The following is a 14,829-nucleotide window of genomic DNA, read 5'->3' on the forward strand; positions in this document are numbered from 1 at the left end:
GATCGAACCATCCGCGAAGTCCGCTGAACGCGGCTTGCCGCAGCGGAGAACGACGCAACCGTGATCGACGTGTCACCGCCGGCCGGACAGCACCTCGTCAGGCGCCCTGAAGGCTGCGGGATTTCCGCTGCAGCGCTCGGCCGACGAGTCGCATGGAAGGATGTCGCCCGTGACCGGATCGCCTTCCTCGCCCGTTGCCGAGGGCACGCCTCGCAACCACGGCCCGGGTCCGCGTGGTGCCGCCGTGCTCGTGTTCGGGTCCTCGGCCGCAGTCCTGGTGGTCGAGATCGTTGCCTTGCGACTGCTGGCTCCTTACCTCGGCCTCACTCTCGAGACCAGCACCGTGGTGATCGGCATCGCCCTCACCGCGATCGCTCTGGGCTCATGGCTGGGTGGGCGCACAGCCGATCAGGTCGATCCGCGTCGGCTCCTGGGGCCTTCGCTGGGAGTGTCGGGAGCGGTCGTGGCGCTCACCCCTGCCGTGCTGCGCAGCGCTGCGGAGTGGGCACCCGCAGTGCTCTTGTTGATCGCGTCGCTGACCATCCTCGTGCCGGGCGTTCTGCTGTCCGCGGTGACGCCCATGGTGACCAAGCTCCGCCTCACCAGCCTTGCCGAAACCGGAACGGTCGTCGGCCGGCTGTCCGGCGTCGGAACCGTTCTGACCGGTTTCGTCCTCATGTCCCGGTTACCGGTCAGCGGCATCCTGATGGGTCTGGGAACACTGCTGATGGTCGGCTCGGCGCTGGTCGAATGGCGGATGCGCAGATGGAGCGGCCCCCCGCCCTGACGCTGGTGGTCGTTGCCGGCGGCCTCGCCACCATGGTCGCGCCGGGCGGCTGCGACGTCGAGACCAGGTACCACTGTGCACGGGTTGTCGCCGACCCCGACCGGGACAGCGGCCGCACACTTGTCCTGGACGGTGTGCGACATTCCTACGTCGACATCAACGACCCGACGTTCCTGAAGTTCCGATACGTGCGTGCCATCGCGTCGGTGGTCGATGCCGTCTTCCCCGAAGGGGAGCCACTCGCCGCCCACCACCTGGGCGGCGGCGGGCTCACCCTGCCCCGTTACCTCGCGGCCACGCGCCCCGGAACGCGCAGCCTTGTGTCAGAGATCGACAGTGGGGTCGTGCGCATCGATCACGACCGACTCGGTCTGAGGCCGGAGCAGGGTATCGACGTACGCGCTGAGGACGGCCGCCTGGGCCTGCGGCGACTCGGCACCGGCAGCCGCGACCTCGTCGTCGGCGACGCCTTCGGCAGCGTCAGCGTCCCGTGGCACCTCACCACGGTGGAAGCGATGACCGATGTGCGGAGAGTGCTCGACGAGGACGGCCTGTACGTCGCCAACCTCATCGACCACGGTGATCTGGCCTTCGCACGTGCCGAAGCAGCCACGCTGAGCGAGACGTTCGAGCACGTCGCCCTTCTCGGCGAACCCGGTGACATCGGCCTCGACCCGGGCGCCACCCCGCGGGGGCGCTTCCCTCCGCCTTGCGGGGCACGGCACCGGCCTCCGCGAATTCAACCGGCAGGATCCGAAAGGGACGACCTGGACCCGGCGGCAATGTCCGTGGCGGGTCCACCGCTCGGCGAGGGGCCGCCCGCACTGTGCGAGCAGCCGTTCGGACAGCACACTGTCGTTGGCGCGGTCCAGGTCGGTCAGGTCGGTCAGGGCCTGGACGGAACGGAAGGGGCTGTCGGCAGGTGGTGCAGGTGCCGGTCCACCAGCGGACGCCTCGGCCGGTGTCGTTCCGTGAGGCCGTGGGCGGTCACGGCCGCGTCGCCGTCCCGCCCGGCCAGGTGCACGAGACCTTTTGTAAGATTCATGTAATGTGCACTTTTCCGGTGAGGGCTTACACAGGAGCAGCGCGGTGAACCGACGGACCGGCCTGGCACTCGTACTGGCCCTGGGCGGCCTGCTGGGTGCCTGCGGCACGGCTCCGACAAAGACGCACCGCCCGGCGCCGGCCGGAGAGAAGCCCTTCTGGCAGGCCGAGTTCGACGGAGCGGCGGGAACCCGCCCGTCGGAGAGGTCCTGGAACACCGAGACCGGGAACCGGGAGGCCGAGGGGTGGGGCAACAACGAGTTGCAGTACTACACGGACGACGCGGCCAACTCCGCCCTTGACGGCGCGGGTCACCTCGAGGTCTCGGCGCGTCCGGCTCCACCAGGGACCGAACTCCCTTGTTTCACCGAGAAGTCCTGCCCCTGGACGTCGGCCCGCCTGACCACGGAGGGAAAGGTCGCACTGACCCGTGGACGGGCGGAGATCCGCGCGAAGATGCCCACGGGCACGGGGCTGCTGCCCGCGATCTGGATGTTGGGCGACAACGGAGTCGAATGGCCCGGGCAGGGTGAGATCGACATCTGCGAAGTGGTCGGCGGAGAACCGCGGACGGTGTACGGCACCGCCCACGGACCGACCTACTACAACGAGAACGGGATCGGCGAAGCCGCCACCCTGACCGCCGACGCCTCGGCGGCCTTCCACACCTACGCCGTCGACAAGCAGCCGCACCGCATCACCTGGTCCGTCGACGGAAAGCCGTACTTCACCCTGACCCCGTCGAAGCTCCCCTCACCGCGCGACTGGGTCTTCGAACAGGACATGCACCTGCTGCTCAACGTCGCCGTCGGAGGCGACTGGCCGGGTCCGCCCGACGCCTCGACGCCGTCCCCCGCGACGATGACCGTCGACCACGTCCGCTTCTACGGCGAGGGCCACGCCTGAAAGCCCGGAGGGCCCGCCGTGCCGGATGACGAGGGAGCGCGCGGGTCCGCGAGCTCCCGATCCAGTGCACCGCGGTCCGTACCGGTGAAGGCATCGGTAGCGATCCTGCTGTTCGCCACCGGCGGTATGTTCGGCGCGCTGTTCGTGACCACATTCCTTTTCCAGGACGGTACTCGGGCTCGACCCGCTTGCCAGCGGCCTGAGGGTACTCCCGCTGACCGCACTCATGGTCCTCGGCGCGCCCGTCGCCGGCGCCGTGCCGCGCCGGTACAGCCCACGCCGCACCGCGACCCTCGGTACGGTCCTCGTCGTCCTTGGCATAGCGGGTCTGTCCCAGCTCGGCGCGGTCGGCACGTGGGCGGTTACCGGCGCGGGATTCGCCACCGACATGGTCACCGCCACCGTCGTGGGCGAGGCGCAGACCGGACACGCCGGGGCATCGGTGGACTCGAGCAGACCGCCATGAACGTCGGCCGCTGAAGCTTGTTCACCTCTGCCAGCAGGCTCTCCAGATCCGGCGCCCCCGGGCCGGCCTTCAGCTCCGCGAAGTGCGACCGGCCGCCGGGACGATGGGAAAGCCGCAGAATTCCTGGATCCCGTTGTCTGCCGCGCTGGAGGCCGAGCGCGACGAGGTGACACGGGCACAGGCCCTCGGTGCCGAGCGAGGCTCCTTGGGCGTTGCGCGGGTATGCGGAGAACGCCACCGCAACGACCAAGAGCCCTGTCTCGTCGCACCACCCCACCGACCTGGCTCTTCACCCTGCCAGGACAGGACGAGGAAGACCCGGTGAGCCCCTTGGAATCGATCGTCCAGGTCTGAGACCGGGGCACGCCCCTCGGTTCAGCCCCTGATCGAGAAGAAAATCGTATCCATCTTCCATCCGTACTTCAGGGCGGTCTGCCATTCGTCGTGCTCCGTTTGGAGGTTCGAGGCGAGCTGCTCCAGCTCATAGGTGAAGTCGCCGGGCACCCGGTCCAAGACCGCGCGGTAGGCGTCCGCCGCCGGTTTGGCCTGAGCCAACGGGAGTCGGCCTATCTCCGGGGAGCCGTCGACGGGGTGCGGAATATGGAAGGGGACACTCTCCGGCGGGCCGGCGTACAGGAACGTGCCTGGCAACCACTCGGCAGGGACGCCGAGGCGACGCAGTTCGTCGTCCAGTCGTGTCGGAAGCCCAGGCGTGCAAGGAACCGGTCATCCCCTGCGCACGGCGGCATACTGAGCGCCGGTCGCGGTGGCCTCCTGAGGCGTCAGCGGCGTTGTGCGGCGCAGTTCGGGGACAGAAGCCGGGCGAGCCAGTCGGTACGGGTCCGGCGGGCTGTGGCCGAGATGTGCGCTTGCGGGTACAAGGCGTCGAACCCATGGAAGCCGCCGGCCCAGACGTGAAGCCCGGCCTGGCCGCCGGCCGCCCAGACGCGGGTGGCGTAGTCGGCGTCCTCGTCACGGAAGACTTCGGCGGAGCCGGTGTCGACGTAGGTGGTCGGCAGGCCCGAGAGATCCTCGGCCAATGCCGGCGAGACGTACTCGGACACCTCCTCGTCGGTGCTGTCGCCGAGGACGGCGCGCCATCCGAACTCGTTCATCTCGCGGGTCCAGACGCCGGGCCGCCGGAGCACTGACGGCTGGAAGTGCTGGTGTTGCGGTGGTCGAGCATGGGGCAGATCAGCATCTGCGCGGCGATCGCCGGGGTGCCGAGGTCGCGGGCCAACAGGGTGACACCGGCCGCGAGGCCGCCGCCCGCGCTGGCACCTGCGACGACGATCCGGGCGACGTCACCGGAGTCGGCCACCGTGTCGGCTACGACAATCCCTCCCTCGGTGTCCGCACCGCCGCGATCGATGCGCTCAGGGACGTAGGGACAGTGGCCGGCTGTCGTGCGGTGATCGGCGGCTCGGCCGGTTCACGCCTGGAACTCGGTGAGATCGATGGTGTGAACATGCAGTGGGTAGCCGTACACCGGATGTGCCGTCTCCCGCTCGGACACCATGCCGAGCTTGCGGACGACGTTCTCGGAGGCGTCGTCCCCCACCCGGTTGATGCTGATGACGCGGTCCAGGCCGCGGTCCTGGAGCGCGAACTCCAGCGTGGCGTGCGTGGCTTCGGACGCGTACCCCTGGCCCCAGAACTGTGAGCCGAGCCGCCAGCTGATCGCCACGGCGGGCATCACCTCCGGCAGGAACTCGGGCACGGACAGCCCCGCGAAACCGATCAGTTCGCCCGAAGCCAGCAGCTCGACGGCGAAGAGTCCGAAGCCCTCCTCGTCCCACTCCTCCTCCCACCGCTCGATGTCCCCGGCCGTGTGGTCCAGGTCGCGCACCGAGCCGTCGTCGATCCAGTGCATGACCTGTGGGTCCGCGTTGATGTCCGCCATCGGTGCGAGGTCGTCGTCGTGCCAGCTGCGGAGGAGAAGACGGGGTGTGCGGATCTCGGTCATGCCCCCATCCTGCCGAAAGCAAGCACCTCACCGGTAATCGGGCGCTGCAGCAGTGTGCTTTCGCCGACGCATTCGCCGCCGACGCAGCACTTGCCCGGGCCTTGTCCGCGCGGGCCCGCCGACACCGGTCTGCTTGTATGGGCGTACCGACCGGGCCGTCATGTCGATGACAAGGGCGAGCGGGACGCGGTCGACGTGCCCCGGTGGGCCGGCCGTATCACGACCGGAACGGGCGAGCGGCTGCGGCCACGTGCGGTACGGGGCACCTTCCTGGCTGCCGCCGTGCGTGCCGTGGCCGTAGCCCGGCAGGTCCCTGTCGCCGATCCGGTACGGGTGGCTGTGACGTCGGCAACGACGTCACAGCCACGCGGGTGCCGGTACCGACGAAGCCGGTGATCCGGTGCAGTGGAAACGACCTCAGCCGGATCGGCCCGACCGTCGGCATCCCCGGACATCACCCCCGACGCCGCCGGCCCGTGCTCACTTCCAGCCCGAGCACTGGAAGGTGGTGCCGTCCCGCCAGCCCAGGCAGACCCGGAAGTGGACGTCCTTCGTCGGGTACCGGGACTTGTAGTAGGACGAGATCACCTGGCCGTCGTCTATGTCGCAGTCCACCGCCGGCGAGCGATAGTGCCAGTGGTCGGCCCAGGAACCGCCGGTCTTGACCTTGTACCGCACCTCGGTGACGGCGCACCAGCCGTCGTTGACCAGGTCCCTGGCGCCCGCGTGGACCTCGACGTTCCCGCCGCTCCAGTCGACCCTGCCCCACCCGTCGGCCTGTTCACCGCTGGCGGGATAGCTGACCCAGCCCGTGGCACGGCTGTTGGACAGACCGCTCCAGCCGCTGATCTTGATCCAGTCGTCTGTGTCGTGGGCCTGTGCAGGAACAGAGGCTCCGAGGACGAGGCCGACCACGGCGACTCCCAGCAAAAGGCGTTTCACGCACTGTCTCCCTTCGTGTATGCAGGACGATCGATGCCCGTTCGGCTTCCGGGCCCGCACAGGGCCCGGGTACGGCCTGGGTACGGCCCGGGTCATCGCGACAGGCACAACGTACGCACCACCGCCCGGGCGGACATCGGGGCAGGCCCTGAGGCGGGAACCGGCCACCCGACGCGACACATCCAGCCGTCCGTCGCGCATCGCGGCCGTCACCGGGGGTGTCACGGCACCGGTGTCCGGATGCTTCCGCTCCTGTTTGGCGTGCCGACGCTCAGGTTCGTATGGTCGCTCTGTCATCGGCCGGAGTGGGGCGCGGAGCTCCGGACGACGGGTGCGGGGGAGGGCCTTTGGCGGCGGTGGCAGCGATGGCCGTGACGCCGGCGGAGCGGCATTGGTGGCAGCTGCCCGCCGGCGTGGTGGCGGCTCTGGCGGTGGGGTGCTGCGGAGCCTGGGCCTACGGGAGAACAGGGGCCTCCTGGACCGATGTGCTGCGGGACCTGGCAGTGGGCTGGTCCTACGCCGCTGCCGGGCTCGTCGCCTGGTGGCGCAGACCGGCCAACGGCACCGGCCCGCTGATGCTCGCCGAGGGACTGACCTGGTTCCTGGGCAATCTGCAGGGCACGGCCGTACCGGTCCTCTTCGCCCTCGGCGCCTGGACGGAGGCATTGAATCTGGCTGTCCTCGCCCATCTCCTCCTGGCTTATCCCGAAGGGCGCCTGACGACGGCTTCGGACCGGTGCATCGTCTCCGCCGGCTACCTCCTCGTCGGCGTGGGCGGGCTGATCCGCACGCTCCTCTACGATCCGGCGGCCGCCGGCACGGCCAGCTACCTCAACTGCCGCACCTGTGGTCCGAACGCGCTGCTGCTCCACTCCGACCCGGGCCTCTTCGCCGATGTCGACCTCGGATACCGGTGGCTGGGCGTGGTGCTCACCGCGCTCTGCGTCGCCCGGCTCGTAAGCCGCTGGCGCGGCGGCGGACCGGCGCGCCGTCGCGCGCTGATACCCGTCTGGATCGCGGTCGCCGTGGCCGTCGCGTTCATCGGCTGGGAAATGCTCTACGTTTTGACGCCCGGCGCGCTGGGCCCCGCCGCGACCGCTCTGGCCCTGCCCTCCGACCTGAGCCAGATCGCCGTACCCTTCGCGTTCCTCGCCGGGCTGCTGCGGATGCGGCTGCGTCGCGCCGCCATCGCCGACCTGGTCACGGAGGCAGCCGCCGGCCCCGGTCTGCGGCGTCTGCAGGAGGCCCTGGCCCGCGCGCTCGGTGACCCGTCGGCGCAACTGGGGCTGCGGACCGGGGAAGGAGGCGCCGCGGAATCCGGGAACTTCGGGGATTCTGACGGGCCCCGCGGGGGGGGGGGGGGGGGGGGGCCGCCCCCCCCCCCCCCCCCCCCCCCCCCCCCCCGCGACTCCGCTCGCCTCGGCCCTGCGGGCCGGCTCCGGCCCGCCCCGCAGAGGACTGGACACGTCGTTCGCACGGATACGGAACGCCGGGGGCGTGTGACCTGAGCCGTGAGGCGTCGTCACCCTCGGCGATCGATGGCCTGGACGATCAGGAACCGACACCCGGCGAGGGCGTCAGCCCGACGACTCGACGACCTCCTGCGTCCCGACCACCGCCAGCAGATCCAGCAACCCCGCGCTGTCCGTCCCGACGGCCGGGGTGAACCAGAGCAGCCGCTGACGCCCGTCCTCGCTGAACAGGTTCAGACAGTTGACCTCGATCAGACCCAGCGTGGCGTGGTTGAGCCGTTTCCGGTCGTCCCGCCGGAAGGCCACGTCATGGTCGGCCCACAGCGCGGCGAATTCCGGTGAGACGTCGAGCAGCGTACGGATCATCGTCCCGACCTCGGCGTCCTTCGGGTCCCGCCTCGCGGCGGCGGCCCGCAGATCCGCGACGAAGGAGCGGGACTGCCTCCGGTGGTCGGCCTCGGGGTACAGGCTCCGCGCCTCCGGCTCGGTGAACCACCGGTGGACGAAGCTGGCCCGGGCCCCCCGCAGACCGGACTGGTCGCCGAGCAGCGCGACCGCCGGCGGATTCTGTACGAGGGTGACGTGCAGGTCGGTGATCACCTGCGCGGGCGTCGAGGTCATGCGGTCGAGCAGGTCGAGCATGCCGGGGTGCACGTGCGAGGCGGGCCCGCCCTGCACGGGCACCGGCCGGTCCGCGAGCCGGTACAGGTAGTCCCGCTCGTCGACGGACAGCCGCAGTGCCCTCGCCAGCGCGGCGATCATCTGCTCGGACGGCTGGGACCCGGCGCCGCGCTCCAGCTCGTTGTAGTAGTCCACGGACGCCCCGGAGAGCTGGGCGACCTCCTCACGGCGCAGCCCCGGCACCCGGCGGCGTGGTCCGGCCGGGAGTCCGACGTCGGCCGGGCGGATGCGCCCGCGCCGCGAACGTAGGAACGCCCCCAGCTCCGCGTACTTCACAGCGCTCATGCCCTCCATCTTGCGCCCGGCGGGGCCGGTGACCCAGGGGATGCCATCCCCTGGATGCGCCGGCCGACCCGGCGCATCGTGGAGGCATGACCACGGACAACAAGCACCAGCACACCCCCGCACCGGAGGCCGCACGGGTCGCCGTCGTCACCGGCGGATCCCGCGGTATCGGCCGGGCGGTCTCACGGAAGCTCGCCGAGGACGGCCTGGCCGTCGTCGTGAACTACGCCCGCGACGCCTCGGCCGCCGACGAGACGGTGGCGGCGATCACCGAGGCCGGCGGGCGGGCGATCGCCGTACAGGCGGACGTGGCGGAGGAGAAGGAGGTTGCCGCGCTGTTCGACCGGGCGGAGGCGGAGTTCGGAGGTGTCGACGTGGTCGTGAACGCGGCCGGGCGGATGACCCTGTCGCCCATCGCCGACCTGGACCTGGCGGCGCTCGACGCCATGCACCGCACCAACATCCGAGGCACCTTCGTGGTCGCCCAGCAGGCCGCGCGGCGCGTGCGGGCGGGAGGCTCGTTCGTGGGGTTCTCGACCTCCGTGGTGGGCACGCAGTTCCCCGCCTACGGTGCGTACGCGGCGAGCAAGGGCGCAGTGGAGGCGATGACGCTGATCCTGGCCCGTGAGCTGCGCGGCCGGGACGTCACCGTGAACACCGTGGCCCCCGGCCCGACGGCCACGGACCTGTTCCTCACGGGCAAGAGCCCCGAGCAGATCGACCAGTTGGCCAAGACGCCGCCGCTGGAGCGACTGGGCACACCGGACGACATCGCCGCCGTGGTCGCCTTCCTCGGCAGCCCCGCCGGGCACTGGGTGAACGGCCAGGTCCTGCGCGCCAACGGCGGCATGGTCTGACGACGGCACGACGGCACGACGGCACGACGGCAAACCCACCAGTACCCCCTTGTCAGGAGACACCCATGCCTTTCGCCCAGTTCAAGGTTCCCGCGGGCACCCTCACCGCCGAGGACAAGAAGAAGCTCGTCGAACGCACCACCGACCTCTACGCGGAGATCTACGGGGAGCGGGCCCGCCCCACCACCGTCGTCCTCGTCGACGAGGTCCCCGATGGCGGCTGGGGCGTCGCCGGCAACGTCCTCACGGCTGCGATGCTGAACGGCGGCGCCTGACGAGCCCGGAGGCCGCAGACATCCTGACCGGCATCCACACCACCTGCCACGAAACCGCCGAGCGCTACGGCGCCCCCGTCGTCACACCGTCACGCCGTCACGGAGTGGGGATGCCGGCCGGACGGGCCGGCCGTCCGAAGCGGGCGGGGACGCCCGGTGAGTACAGCACGCTCACCGGCTCCCCGGCCGGCCTCGGCAGACCGGCCGCGGTGACCAGGTCCTCCTCGCACTCCAGCAGCTCGGCCCGGTGCAGGGGCCAGCGCGGATGCGCGTTGGGCAGGTACATCGACCGCCCGAAGAAGGCGCCGTGCATGCCCCAGCGGGCGGTGAGGAAGTGCTCCAGCCCGGTCGGCTCCTCGATCCGCTCGCCCCTGCGCACGGTGATACGGCCGCCGGCGCCCCGCGGTCCGGGCCAGCGCCGGGAAGCGGTGTACGTCACCGTGCCGCCGTCGAGATGGTCGACGCTCATCCGGGACCAGAGGTACGGCATCCGGAACCCGAGGCGGCCGACCGCCACCGGGATCAGCCGGGAGGCGTCCAAGGACAGGAAGACGACCCCGCGCCGCCCGTGCGCGTCCACCGAGTAGAGGCGGACGTTGGTCTCCGGGAAGTCGCCGAGATAAGGGACGCCCGGCAGGCGCAGCCACCCCACCCGGTGCATCCGGAACGCGACGAGACCGACGTACGTGACACCGTCCAGCGTGTCCGGCACGGTGCCCGGCGGCAGCAGCGGGGCCACGTCGGCCGGGTCCACCGCCCAGTGGACGAACGTCAGGTCCAGCCACGACTGGGTGAGCAGCGGACGCGCGATCGCCTCCGGCGGGTCGGGCGTTATGGGCTGCGGGGGCGGCGGTGTCGGCGGCACCGCGCCAGTATCGCGGAGGGCACCGACAGCGGTACGGCACCACGAGTGGACGTGGCGGACACCACGGGCCCCACGGACGCCACGATGTAGCCCACATGGCCCTGGTGACCGCGAGGCCCCTCGGGAAAGCTCGATGCCATGCAGAAGCTCTCCCTCGACGCCCTCGCCCGCGAGCACCTGGAACGCGCCGCCGCCTCCAACGGCCGCAGTGCCACCACCGTCCACGGCGGCCACGAGCACACCCTGCGCCAGACCCTCCTCGCGCTGACCGCCGGCACGTCCCTCGCCGACCACGACAGCCCCGGCGAGGCCACCCTGCTGGTCCTGCGCGGCCGCGTCCGCCTCACCAGCGGCGACACCGAGTGGGAGGGCCGCACCGGCGACCTCGTCGTCATCCCTCCCGCCCGCCACGGCCTGGAGGCCCTGGAGGACGCGGCGGTACTCCTCACGGTGGCCAAGACGGGCTGAGGAAAGCCGCCCGGTTGAACGAGGCGGTGTCGCCCAGTGGGACGATGGCGGAACAGATGATCGAGTCATCGACCGAAGGGGGACACCGGCGTCATGGCCCGCTACATGGAGGCGCTGACCGTCGAACGGGGCGGTTTCCGGATCAAGGTGCCGGAGTCGTGGTGGGAGTTCGACGTGCGGCCGGAGTCGCGCGACGACTCCATCCACCGGATGGTGAACGAACGACTGCGCGAGCACCCGGAGCTGTCCCCGCACCGGGACACGTACATCTCCTTCCTGCGGAAGGCCGCCGCGGACGCCTGGAAGTCCGGCGCGCTGTACTGCGGCTGCATGGCGGAGAGCTTCGGCGGCGACACCCCCATCACCGGCTCGGTGACGGTGTCCCTGGTCGGCGGCCGGACGAGCAAGGGCGACCCGCTGCCCACCGACCCGGCCGCCGTGGTCGCCCAGCTCGCCGTGAAGGAGGCGAAGAGGGCGGGCGACTCCTGGCGCAAGGTCACCACCGTCGACATCCCCGGCGTGGGCCCGGCCGCGCGGACGTACGGCATCGAGGACATCCCCGTCCCGGGCGACGAGCTCAACCGGACCGTCCGCGCCGTACTGATGCAGACCTTCGTCCCCGTGCCCGGCCAGGAGGGCAAGGTCGCCCTGGTCGCCGGCAGCAGCCAGGTTCTCGACCTCGCGGACTCCTTCTTCGACATCTTCGACGCGATCACGTCGACGTTCCGGTTCGTGGACTGAGGACCGCGGGGCTGACGCACGGGACATGCCCTCGGCGTCACACAGAAAGAGGGCCCGGGGGACCGGCCTGCGCCACTCGACGACTCTGAGCCTCGCGGGCCCATCGCTCCTGCTGGAGGGCGCGTCGAGGAGGTAGTCGCCGGCGTGCAGCTGTTCCGCCGCGGGGTCGAGGGCACGGCCGTCGTACTCGATACAGACGTCCGGGTACTTCTCCAGGTAGGTGGCGAAAGTATTCTTCGCAGTCCTCGGCGGACATGCCGTAGCCGTCGTCCTGAATCCGGACACGGTCCACGCCGCCAAGGTCATTGCGTTCCAGGGTGACGACGACGCATACGCCGTCGAGGGCATTCCACAACAGCTCTTCGACCGCGCCGACCGGATCCCTCAGACGTGCTGGTTCGGCGACATGCTCACGGCTGGTCCCCGGTCTCACTCCGACCATGATGGGCCCTCTCGGCATTCGTGATCCGTGGGGGCGGTCCGCCCTGTTCGTCCCCAGCTGCGTGCCGCAACCCGGTGAGATCACCCGAGGGGAGAACGGTCCGGCAGCCAATGGATCCACGAGTTGTCCGGCGGGGCATCACGCCAGCGGGCCGGGCTACGGGCGCTTCCGCGTTTGATTCAGGTCACTCGCGGGGTAATCTCTTCCGCCCGATTGGCCAGCCCCGGCCCCCGTATGGCAAACTGTCGGAGTTGCTCGGTCGAGTGTTGATGCTGCGCGCCTCCCGTCGGGAGGACCGGAAGCGAGTCCCACAGTACTCGTCGTCCCTGATGAGGGGCGGACGTACGGGAATCTTTCGGGAAGCGTATGTGCAGCGCAGGCCAGGCACCCGGTGGGCCTTTCGCCCCCGGTCCGCGGTTCTGGTAGGGCCGTGTCAATCCCGCAGGGATGTTCGAACAGGGGACATTCATGTCAGCGGGAGTGCGACACGCCCGACCGCGTGGGTCGGAGGACGAGACCTGGAACGCCGGGTTCCAGAGCGTAAAGAGAGACAGGACTACGGAGTAGCCATGGCGGGACAGAAGATCCGCATCCGGCTCAAGGCCTACGACCACGAGGTCATCGACTCTTCGGCGAAGAAGATCGTCGAGACGGTGACTCGCACTGGTGCGTCGGTCGCGGGCCCGGTGCCGCTGCCCACTGAGAAGAACGTGTACTGCGTCATCAAGTCGCCGCACAAGTACAAGGACTCGCGCGAGCACTTCGAGATGCGCACGCACAAGCGCCTGATCGACATCCTCGACCCGACCCCCAAGACCGTTGACTCTCTGATGCGACTCGACCTCCCGGCCGGTGTCGACATCGAGATCAAGCTCTGAGGGCGGTGATCTGAAGATGACCAAGCAGATCAAGGGCATCCTGGGCGAGAAGCTCGGCATGACGCAGGTGTGGGACGAGAACAACCGTGTTGTTCCGGTCACCGTCGTCAAGGCCGGCCCCAACGTCGTCACCCAGGTCCGTACGAACGACGTCGACGGCTACGAGTCGGTCCAGATCGCCTTCGGCGAGATCGACCCGCGCAAGGTGAACAAGCCCCTCAAGGGCCACTTCGCCAAGGCCGACGTCACCCCCCGTCGTCACCTCGTCGAGATCCGCACGGCCGACGCCGCCGAGTACACGCTCGGCCAGGAAGTCACCGCCGAGGTCTTCGAGTCCGGCGTGAAGGTCGACGTCACCGGCAAGAGCAAGGGCAAGGGCTTCGCCGGTGTCATGAAGCGTCACAACTTCAAGGGCCTCGGCGCCGGTCACGGCACCCAGCGCAAGCACCGCTCGCCGGGCTCCATCGGTGGCTGCGCCACCCCGGGCCGCGTGTTCAAGGGCCTCCGCATGGCGGGTCGCATGGGCAACGAGCGGGTCACCACCCAGAACCTGACCGTCCACGCCGTTGACGCGGAGAAGGGTCTGCTGCTCATCAAGGGCGCGGTTCCCGGTCCGAACGGCGGCCTCGTCCTGGTCCGCACCGCGGCCAAGGGGGCCTGAGGTAACCGATGAGCACTGTTGACATCCTTTCGCCTGCCGGCGAGAAGACCGGAAGCGTCGAGCTCCCCGCGGAGATCTTCGGCGTGGAGAAGATCAGCATTCCGCTGATCCACCAGGTCGTCGTCGCGCAGAACGCCGCTGCCCGCCAGGGCACGCACAAGACCAAGCGTCGCGGTGAGGTCCGTGGTGGCGGCCGCAAGCCGTACCGCCAGAAGGGCACCGGCCGCGCCCGTCAGGGCTCGACCCGCGCCCCGCAGTTCGCCGGCGGTGGCGTCGTCCACGGCCCGCAGCCGCGTGACTACTCGCAGCGGACCCCGAAGAAGATGAAGGCCGCGGCCCTGCGCCACGCCCTCACCGACCGGGCCCGCCACAACCGCATTCACGTCGTCACCGGCGTGATCGAGGGTGAGACGCCCTCCACGAAGGCCGCTCGGACGCTGTTCGGCAAGATCTCGGAGCGCAAGAACCTGCTCCTGGTCGTCGACCGCGCCGACGAGGCCGCGTGGCTGTCCGCCCGCAACCTGCCCCAGATCCACATTCTGGAGCCGGGCCAGCTGAACACGTACGACGTTCTCGTCTCGGACGACGTGGTCTTCACCAAGGCCGCTTTCGAGTCCTTCGTCGCCGGCCCGAACAAGGCCAACGACAACGAAGGGAGCGAGGTCTGATGGCTGCCCGTCACCCCTCCATCGCCTCCAAGGCGGCCAAGAAGGCCAAGGCCGTACGCGTCGCCAAGGCGCGCCGCCACGAGGCCGAAGGCAAGAACACCGTCGTCACCCCGGCGAGCAAGGCGTACACGGACCACCGTGACGTCCTGCTGAAGCCGGTCGTGTCGGAGAAGAGCTACGCGCTCATCGACGAGAACAAGTACACGTTCATCGTCGACCCCAACGCGAACAAGACCCAGATCAAGCAGGCCGTCCAGGCGGTCTTCGAGGTCAAGGTCACCGGGGTCAACACGATCAACCGCATCGGCAAGCGCAAGCGCACCAAGACCGGCTTCGGTCAGCGTGCGGCGACCAAGCGCGCGATCGTGACCCTCGCCGAGGGCGACCGTATCGACATCTTCGGCGGTCCGACCGCGTAAGCGGTC

17 protein-coding genes and 2 pseudogenes are annotated in these 14,829 nt (G+C 70.0%); 12 read left to right on the top strand and 7 right to left on the bottom strand.

The genetic code is table 11. The annotated features are described in order from the left end of the window. Positions 1 to 169: 169 nt before the first annotated feature. From ACH4VX_RS09460 to ACH4VX_RS09470, 3 genes and pseudogenes are all read left to right on the top strand, one after another. A pseudogene (locus ACH4VX_RS09460) lies at positions 170 to 1,482 on the top strand (fused MFS/spermidine synthase); the annotation flags it as partial. A gap of 394 nt (positions 1,483 to 1,876) precedes the next feature. Beyond that, positions 1,877 to 2,737 (top strand): family 16 glycosylhydrolase, encoded by an 861-nt coding sequence (locus ACH4VX_RS09465; protein WP_398366777.1) that lies wholly within the window; start codon positions 1,877 to 1,879, stop codon positions 2,735 to 2,737. 226 nt (positions 2,738 to 2,963) lie between these two features. After that, positions 2,964 to 3,203, top strand: a complete 240-nt coding sequence (locus ACH4VX_RS09470) for a hypothetical protein (protein ID WP_398366778.1) — start codon at positions 2,964 to 2,966, stop codon at positions 3,201 to 3,203. Between the two features lie 375 nt (positions 3,204 to 3,578). Here the strand turns inward: ACH4VX_RS09470 and ACH4VX_RS09475 are convergent, their stop codons facing one another. From ACH4VX_RS09475 to ACH4VX_RS09490, 4 genes and pseudogenes are all read right to left on the bottom strand, one after another. Further along, on the bottom strand, positions 3,579 to 3,758 hold the full coding sequence (locus ACH4VX_RS09475; protein ID WP_398366779.1) for a hypothetical protein: 180 nt from the start codon (positions 3,756 to 3,758) through the stop codon (positions 3,579 to 3,581). Between the two features lie 227 nt (positions 3,759 to 3,985). Then, a pseudogene (locus ACH4VX_RS09480) lies at positions 3,986 to 4,512 on the bottom strand (alpha/beta hydrolase fold domain-containing protein); the annotation flags it as partial. Positions 4,513 to 4,635: 123 nt separating this feature from the next. Then, positions 4,636 to 5,169, bottom strand: a complete 534-nt coding sequence (locus tag ACH4VX_RS09485; protein ID WP_398366780.1) for a GNAT family N-acetyltransferase — start codon at positions 5,167 to 5,169, stop codon at positions 4,636 to 4,638. Between the two features lie 480 nt (positions 5,170 to 5,649). Further along, entirely contained in the window at positions 5,650 to 6,111 is a 462-nt protein-coding gene (locus ACH4VX_RS09490; protein WP_398366781.1) for a hypothetical protein, read from the bottom strand. A 365-nt stretch (positions 6,112 to 6,476) separates the two neighbouring features. Between ACH4VX_RS09490 and ACH4VX_RS09495 the strand changes: the two genes are divergently transcribed. Continuing rightward, complete coding sequence (locus ACH4VX_RS09495; protein ID WP_398366782.1) at positions 6,477 to 7,619, top strand: hypothetical protein; 1,143 nt, start codon at positions 6,477 to 6,479, stop codon at positions 7,617 to 7,619. Between the two features lie 69 nt (positions 7,620 to 7,688). Here the strand turns inward: ACH4VX_RS09495 and ACH4VX_RS09500 are convergent, their stop codons facing one another. Then, positions 7,689 to 8,558 carry a helix-turn-helix transcriptional regulator gene (locus ACH4VX_RS09500; RefSeq protein WP_398366783.1) on the bottom strand — a complete coding sequence of 290 codons (870 nt, stop codon included), beginning with the start codon at positions 8,556 to 8,558 and terminating at the stop codon, positions 7,689 to 7,691. A gap of 77 nt (positions 8,559 to 8,635) precedes the next feature. Here ACH4VX_RS09500 and ACH4VX_RS09505 point away from each other — a divergent pair, with 77 nt between their 5' ends. Then, positions 8,636 to 9,406: an SDR family oxidoreductase gene (locus ACH4VX_RS09505; protein WP_398366784.1), complete on the top strand. Its 771-nt coding sequence runs from the start codon at positions 8,636 to 8,638 to the stop codon at positions 9,404 to 9,406. A gap of 65 nt (positions 9,407 to 9,471) precedes the next feature. Next, positions 9,472 to 9,681, top strand: a complete 210-nt coding sequence (locus ACH4VX_RS09510; RefSeq protein ID WP_398366785.1) for a 4-oxalocrotonate tautomerase family protein — start codon at positions 9,472 to 9,474, stop codon at positions 9,679 to 9,681. 97 nt (positions 9,682 to 9,778) lie between these two features. Here ACH4VX_RS09510 and ACH4VX_RS09515 read toward each other — a convergent pair whose 3' ends face one another. Continuing rightward, entirely contained in the window at positions 9,779 to 10,546 is a 768-nt protein-coding gene (locus tag ACH4VX_RS09515; RefSeq protein WP_398366786.1) for a YqjF family protein, read from the bottom strand. 138 nt (positions 10,547 to 10,684) lie between these two features. Here ACH4VX_RS09515 and ACH4VX_RS09520 point away from each other — a divergent pair, with 138 nt between their 5' ends. Both ACH4VX_RS09520 and ACH4VX_RS09525 read left to right on the top strand, forming a co-directional pair. Next, complete coding sequence (locus tag ACH4VX_RS09520; protein WP_398366787.1) at positions 10,685 to 11,014, top strand: cupin domain-containing protein; 330 nt, start codon at positions 10,685 to 10,687, stop codon at positions 11,012 to 11,014. Positions 11,015 to 11,107: 93 nt separating this feature from the next. Beyond that, positions 11,108 to 11,755, top strand: coding sequence for a hypothetical protein (locus ACH4VX_RS09525; RefSeq protein WP_398366788.1), 648 nt, complete (start codon positions 11,108 to 11,110; stop codon positions 11,753 to 11,755). Positions 11,756 to 11,792: 37 nt separating this feature from the next. Here ACH4VX_RS09525 and ACH4VX_RS09530 read toward each other — a convergent pair whose 3' ends face one another. Continuing rightward, a complete protein-coding gene (locus ACH4VX_RS09530) occupies positions 11,793 to 12,215 on the bottom strand; it encodes an ATP-binding protein (RefSeq protein WP_398366789.1) in 423 nt (140 codons plus the stop codon). A gap of 551 nt (positions 12,216 to 12,766) precedes the next feature. Between ACH4VX_RS09530 and rpsJ the strand changes: the two genes are divergently transcribed. Genes rpsJ through rplW form a run of 4 tightly spaced genes read left to right on the top strand, consistent with a single transcriptional unit; the run spans position 12,767 to position 14,823 of the window. Then, positions 12,767 to 13,075, top strand: coding sequence for a 30S ribosomal protein S10 (rpsJ, locus tag ACH4VX_RS09535; RefSeq protein ID WP_003948644.1), 309 nt, complete (start codon positions 12,767 to 12,769; stop codon positions 13,073 to 13,075). 16 nt (positions 13,076 to 13,091) lie between these two features. Beyond that, entirely contained in the window at positions 13,092 to 13,736 is a 645-nt protein-coding gene (gene rplC / locus ACH4VX_RS09540; protein ID WP_121748660.1) for a 50S ribosomal protein L3, read from the top strand. Between the two features lie 8 nt (positions 13,737 to 13,744). Beyond that, the gene (gene rplD, locus ACH4VX_RS09545; RefSeq protein ID WP_398366790.1) at positions 13,745 to 14,404 is read left to right on the top strand and encodes a 50S ribosomal protein L4; all 660 of its coding nucleotides are present in this window, start codon (positions 13,745 to 13,747) and stop codon (positions 14,402 to 14,404) included. After that, positions 14,404 to 14,823 carry a 50S ribosomal protein L23 gene (rplW, locus tag ACH4VX_RS09550; RefSeq protein ID WP_398366791.1) on the top strand — a complete coding sequence of 140 codons (420 nt, stop codon included), beginning with the start codon at positions 14,404 to 14,406 and terminating at the stop codon, positions 14,821 to 14,823. The genes rplD and rplW overlap by 1 nt, the downstream gene beginning before the upstream one ends. Positions 14,824 to 14,829 lie beyond the last annotated feature (6 nt).

The sequence above is a fragment of the Streptomyces sp. NPDC020731 genome (assembly GCF_044334705.1).
Taxonomy (GTDB): domain Bacteria; phylum Actinomycetota; class Actinomycetes; order Streptomycetales; family Streptomycetaceae; genus Streptomyces.

What these genes read in the sequence shown, in the direction of transcription:
- rplC (WP_121748660.1), top strand. Translation starts at nt 13,092, where the DNA reads ATGACCAAGCAGATCAAGGGCATCCTGGGCGAGAAGCTCGGCATGACG.
- ACH4VX_RS09525 (WP_398366788.1), top strand. Translation starts at nt 11,108, where the DNA reads ATGGCCCGCTACATGGAGGCGCTGACCGTCGAACGGGGCGGTTTCCGG.
- ACH4VX_RS09520 (WP_398366787.1), top strand. Translation starts at nt 10,685, where the DNA reads ATGCAGAAGCTCTCCCTCGACGCCCTCGCCCGCGAGCACCTGGAACGC.
- ACH4VX_RS09495 (WP_398366782.1), top strand. Translation starts at nt 6,477, where the DNA reads ATGGCCGTGACGCCGGCGGAGCGGCATTGGTGGCAGCTGCCCGCCGGC.
- rplW (WP_398366791.1), top strand. Translation starts at nt 14,404, where the DNA reads ATGGCTGCCCGTCACCCCTCCATCGCCTCCAAGGCGGCCAAGAAGGCC.
- ACH4VX_RS09470 (WP_398366778.1), top strand. Translation starts at nt 2,964, where the DNA reads ATGGTCCTCGGCGCGCCCGTCGCCGGCGCCGTGCCGCGCCGGTACAGC.
- ACH4VX_RS09505 (WP_398366784.1), top strand. Translation starts at nt 8,636, where the DNA reads ATGACCACGGACAACAAGCACCAGCACACCCCCGCACCGGAGGCCGCA.
- ACH4VX_RS09510 (WP_398366785.1), top strand. Translation starts at nt 9,472, where the DNA reads ATGCCTTTCGCCCAGTTCAAGGTTCCCGCGGGCACCCTCACCGCCGAG.
- rpsJ (WP_003948644.1), top strand. Translation starts at nt 12,767, where the DNA reads ATGGCGGGACAGAAGATCCGCATCCGGCTCAAGGCCTACGACCACGAG.
- ACH4VX_RS09530 (WP_398366789.1), bottom strand. Translation starts at nt 12,215, where the DNA reads ATGCCGAGAGGGCCCATCATGGTCGGAGTGAGACCGGGGACCAGCCGT.
- ACH4VX_RS09500 (WP_398366783.1), bottom strand. Translation starts at nt 8,558, where the DNA reads ATGGAGGGCATGAGCGCTGTGAAGTACGCGGAGCTGGGGGCGTTCCTA.
- rplD (WP_398366790.1), top strand. Translation starts at nt 13,745, where the DNA reads ATGAGCACTGTTGACATCCTTTCGCCTGCCGGCGAGAAGACCGGAAGC.
- ACH4VX_RS09485 (WP_398366780.1), bottom strand. Translation starts at nt 5,169, where the DNA reads ATGACCGAGATCCGCACACCCCGTCTTCTCCTCCGCAGCTGGCACGAC.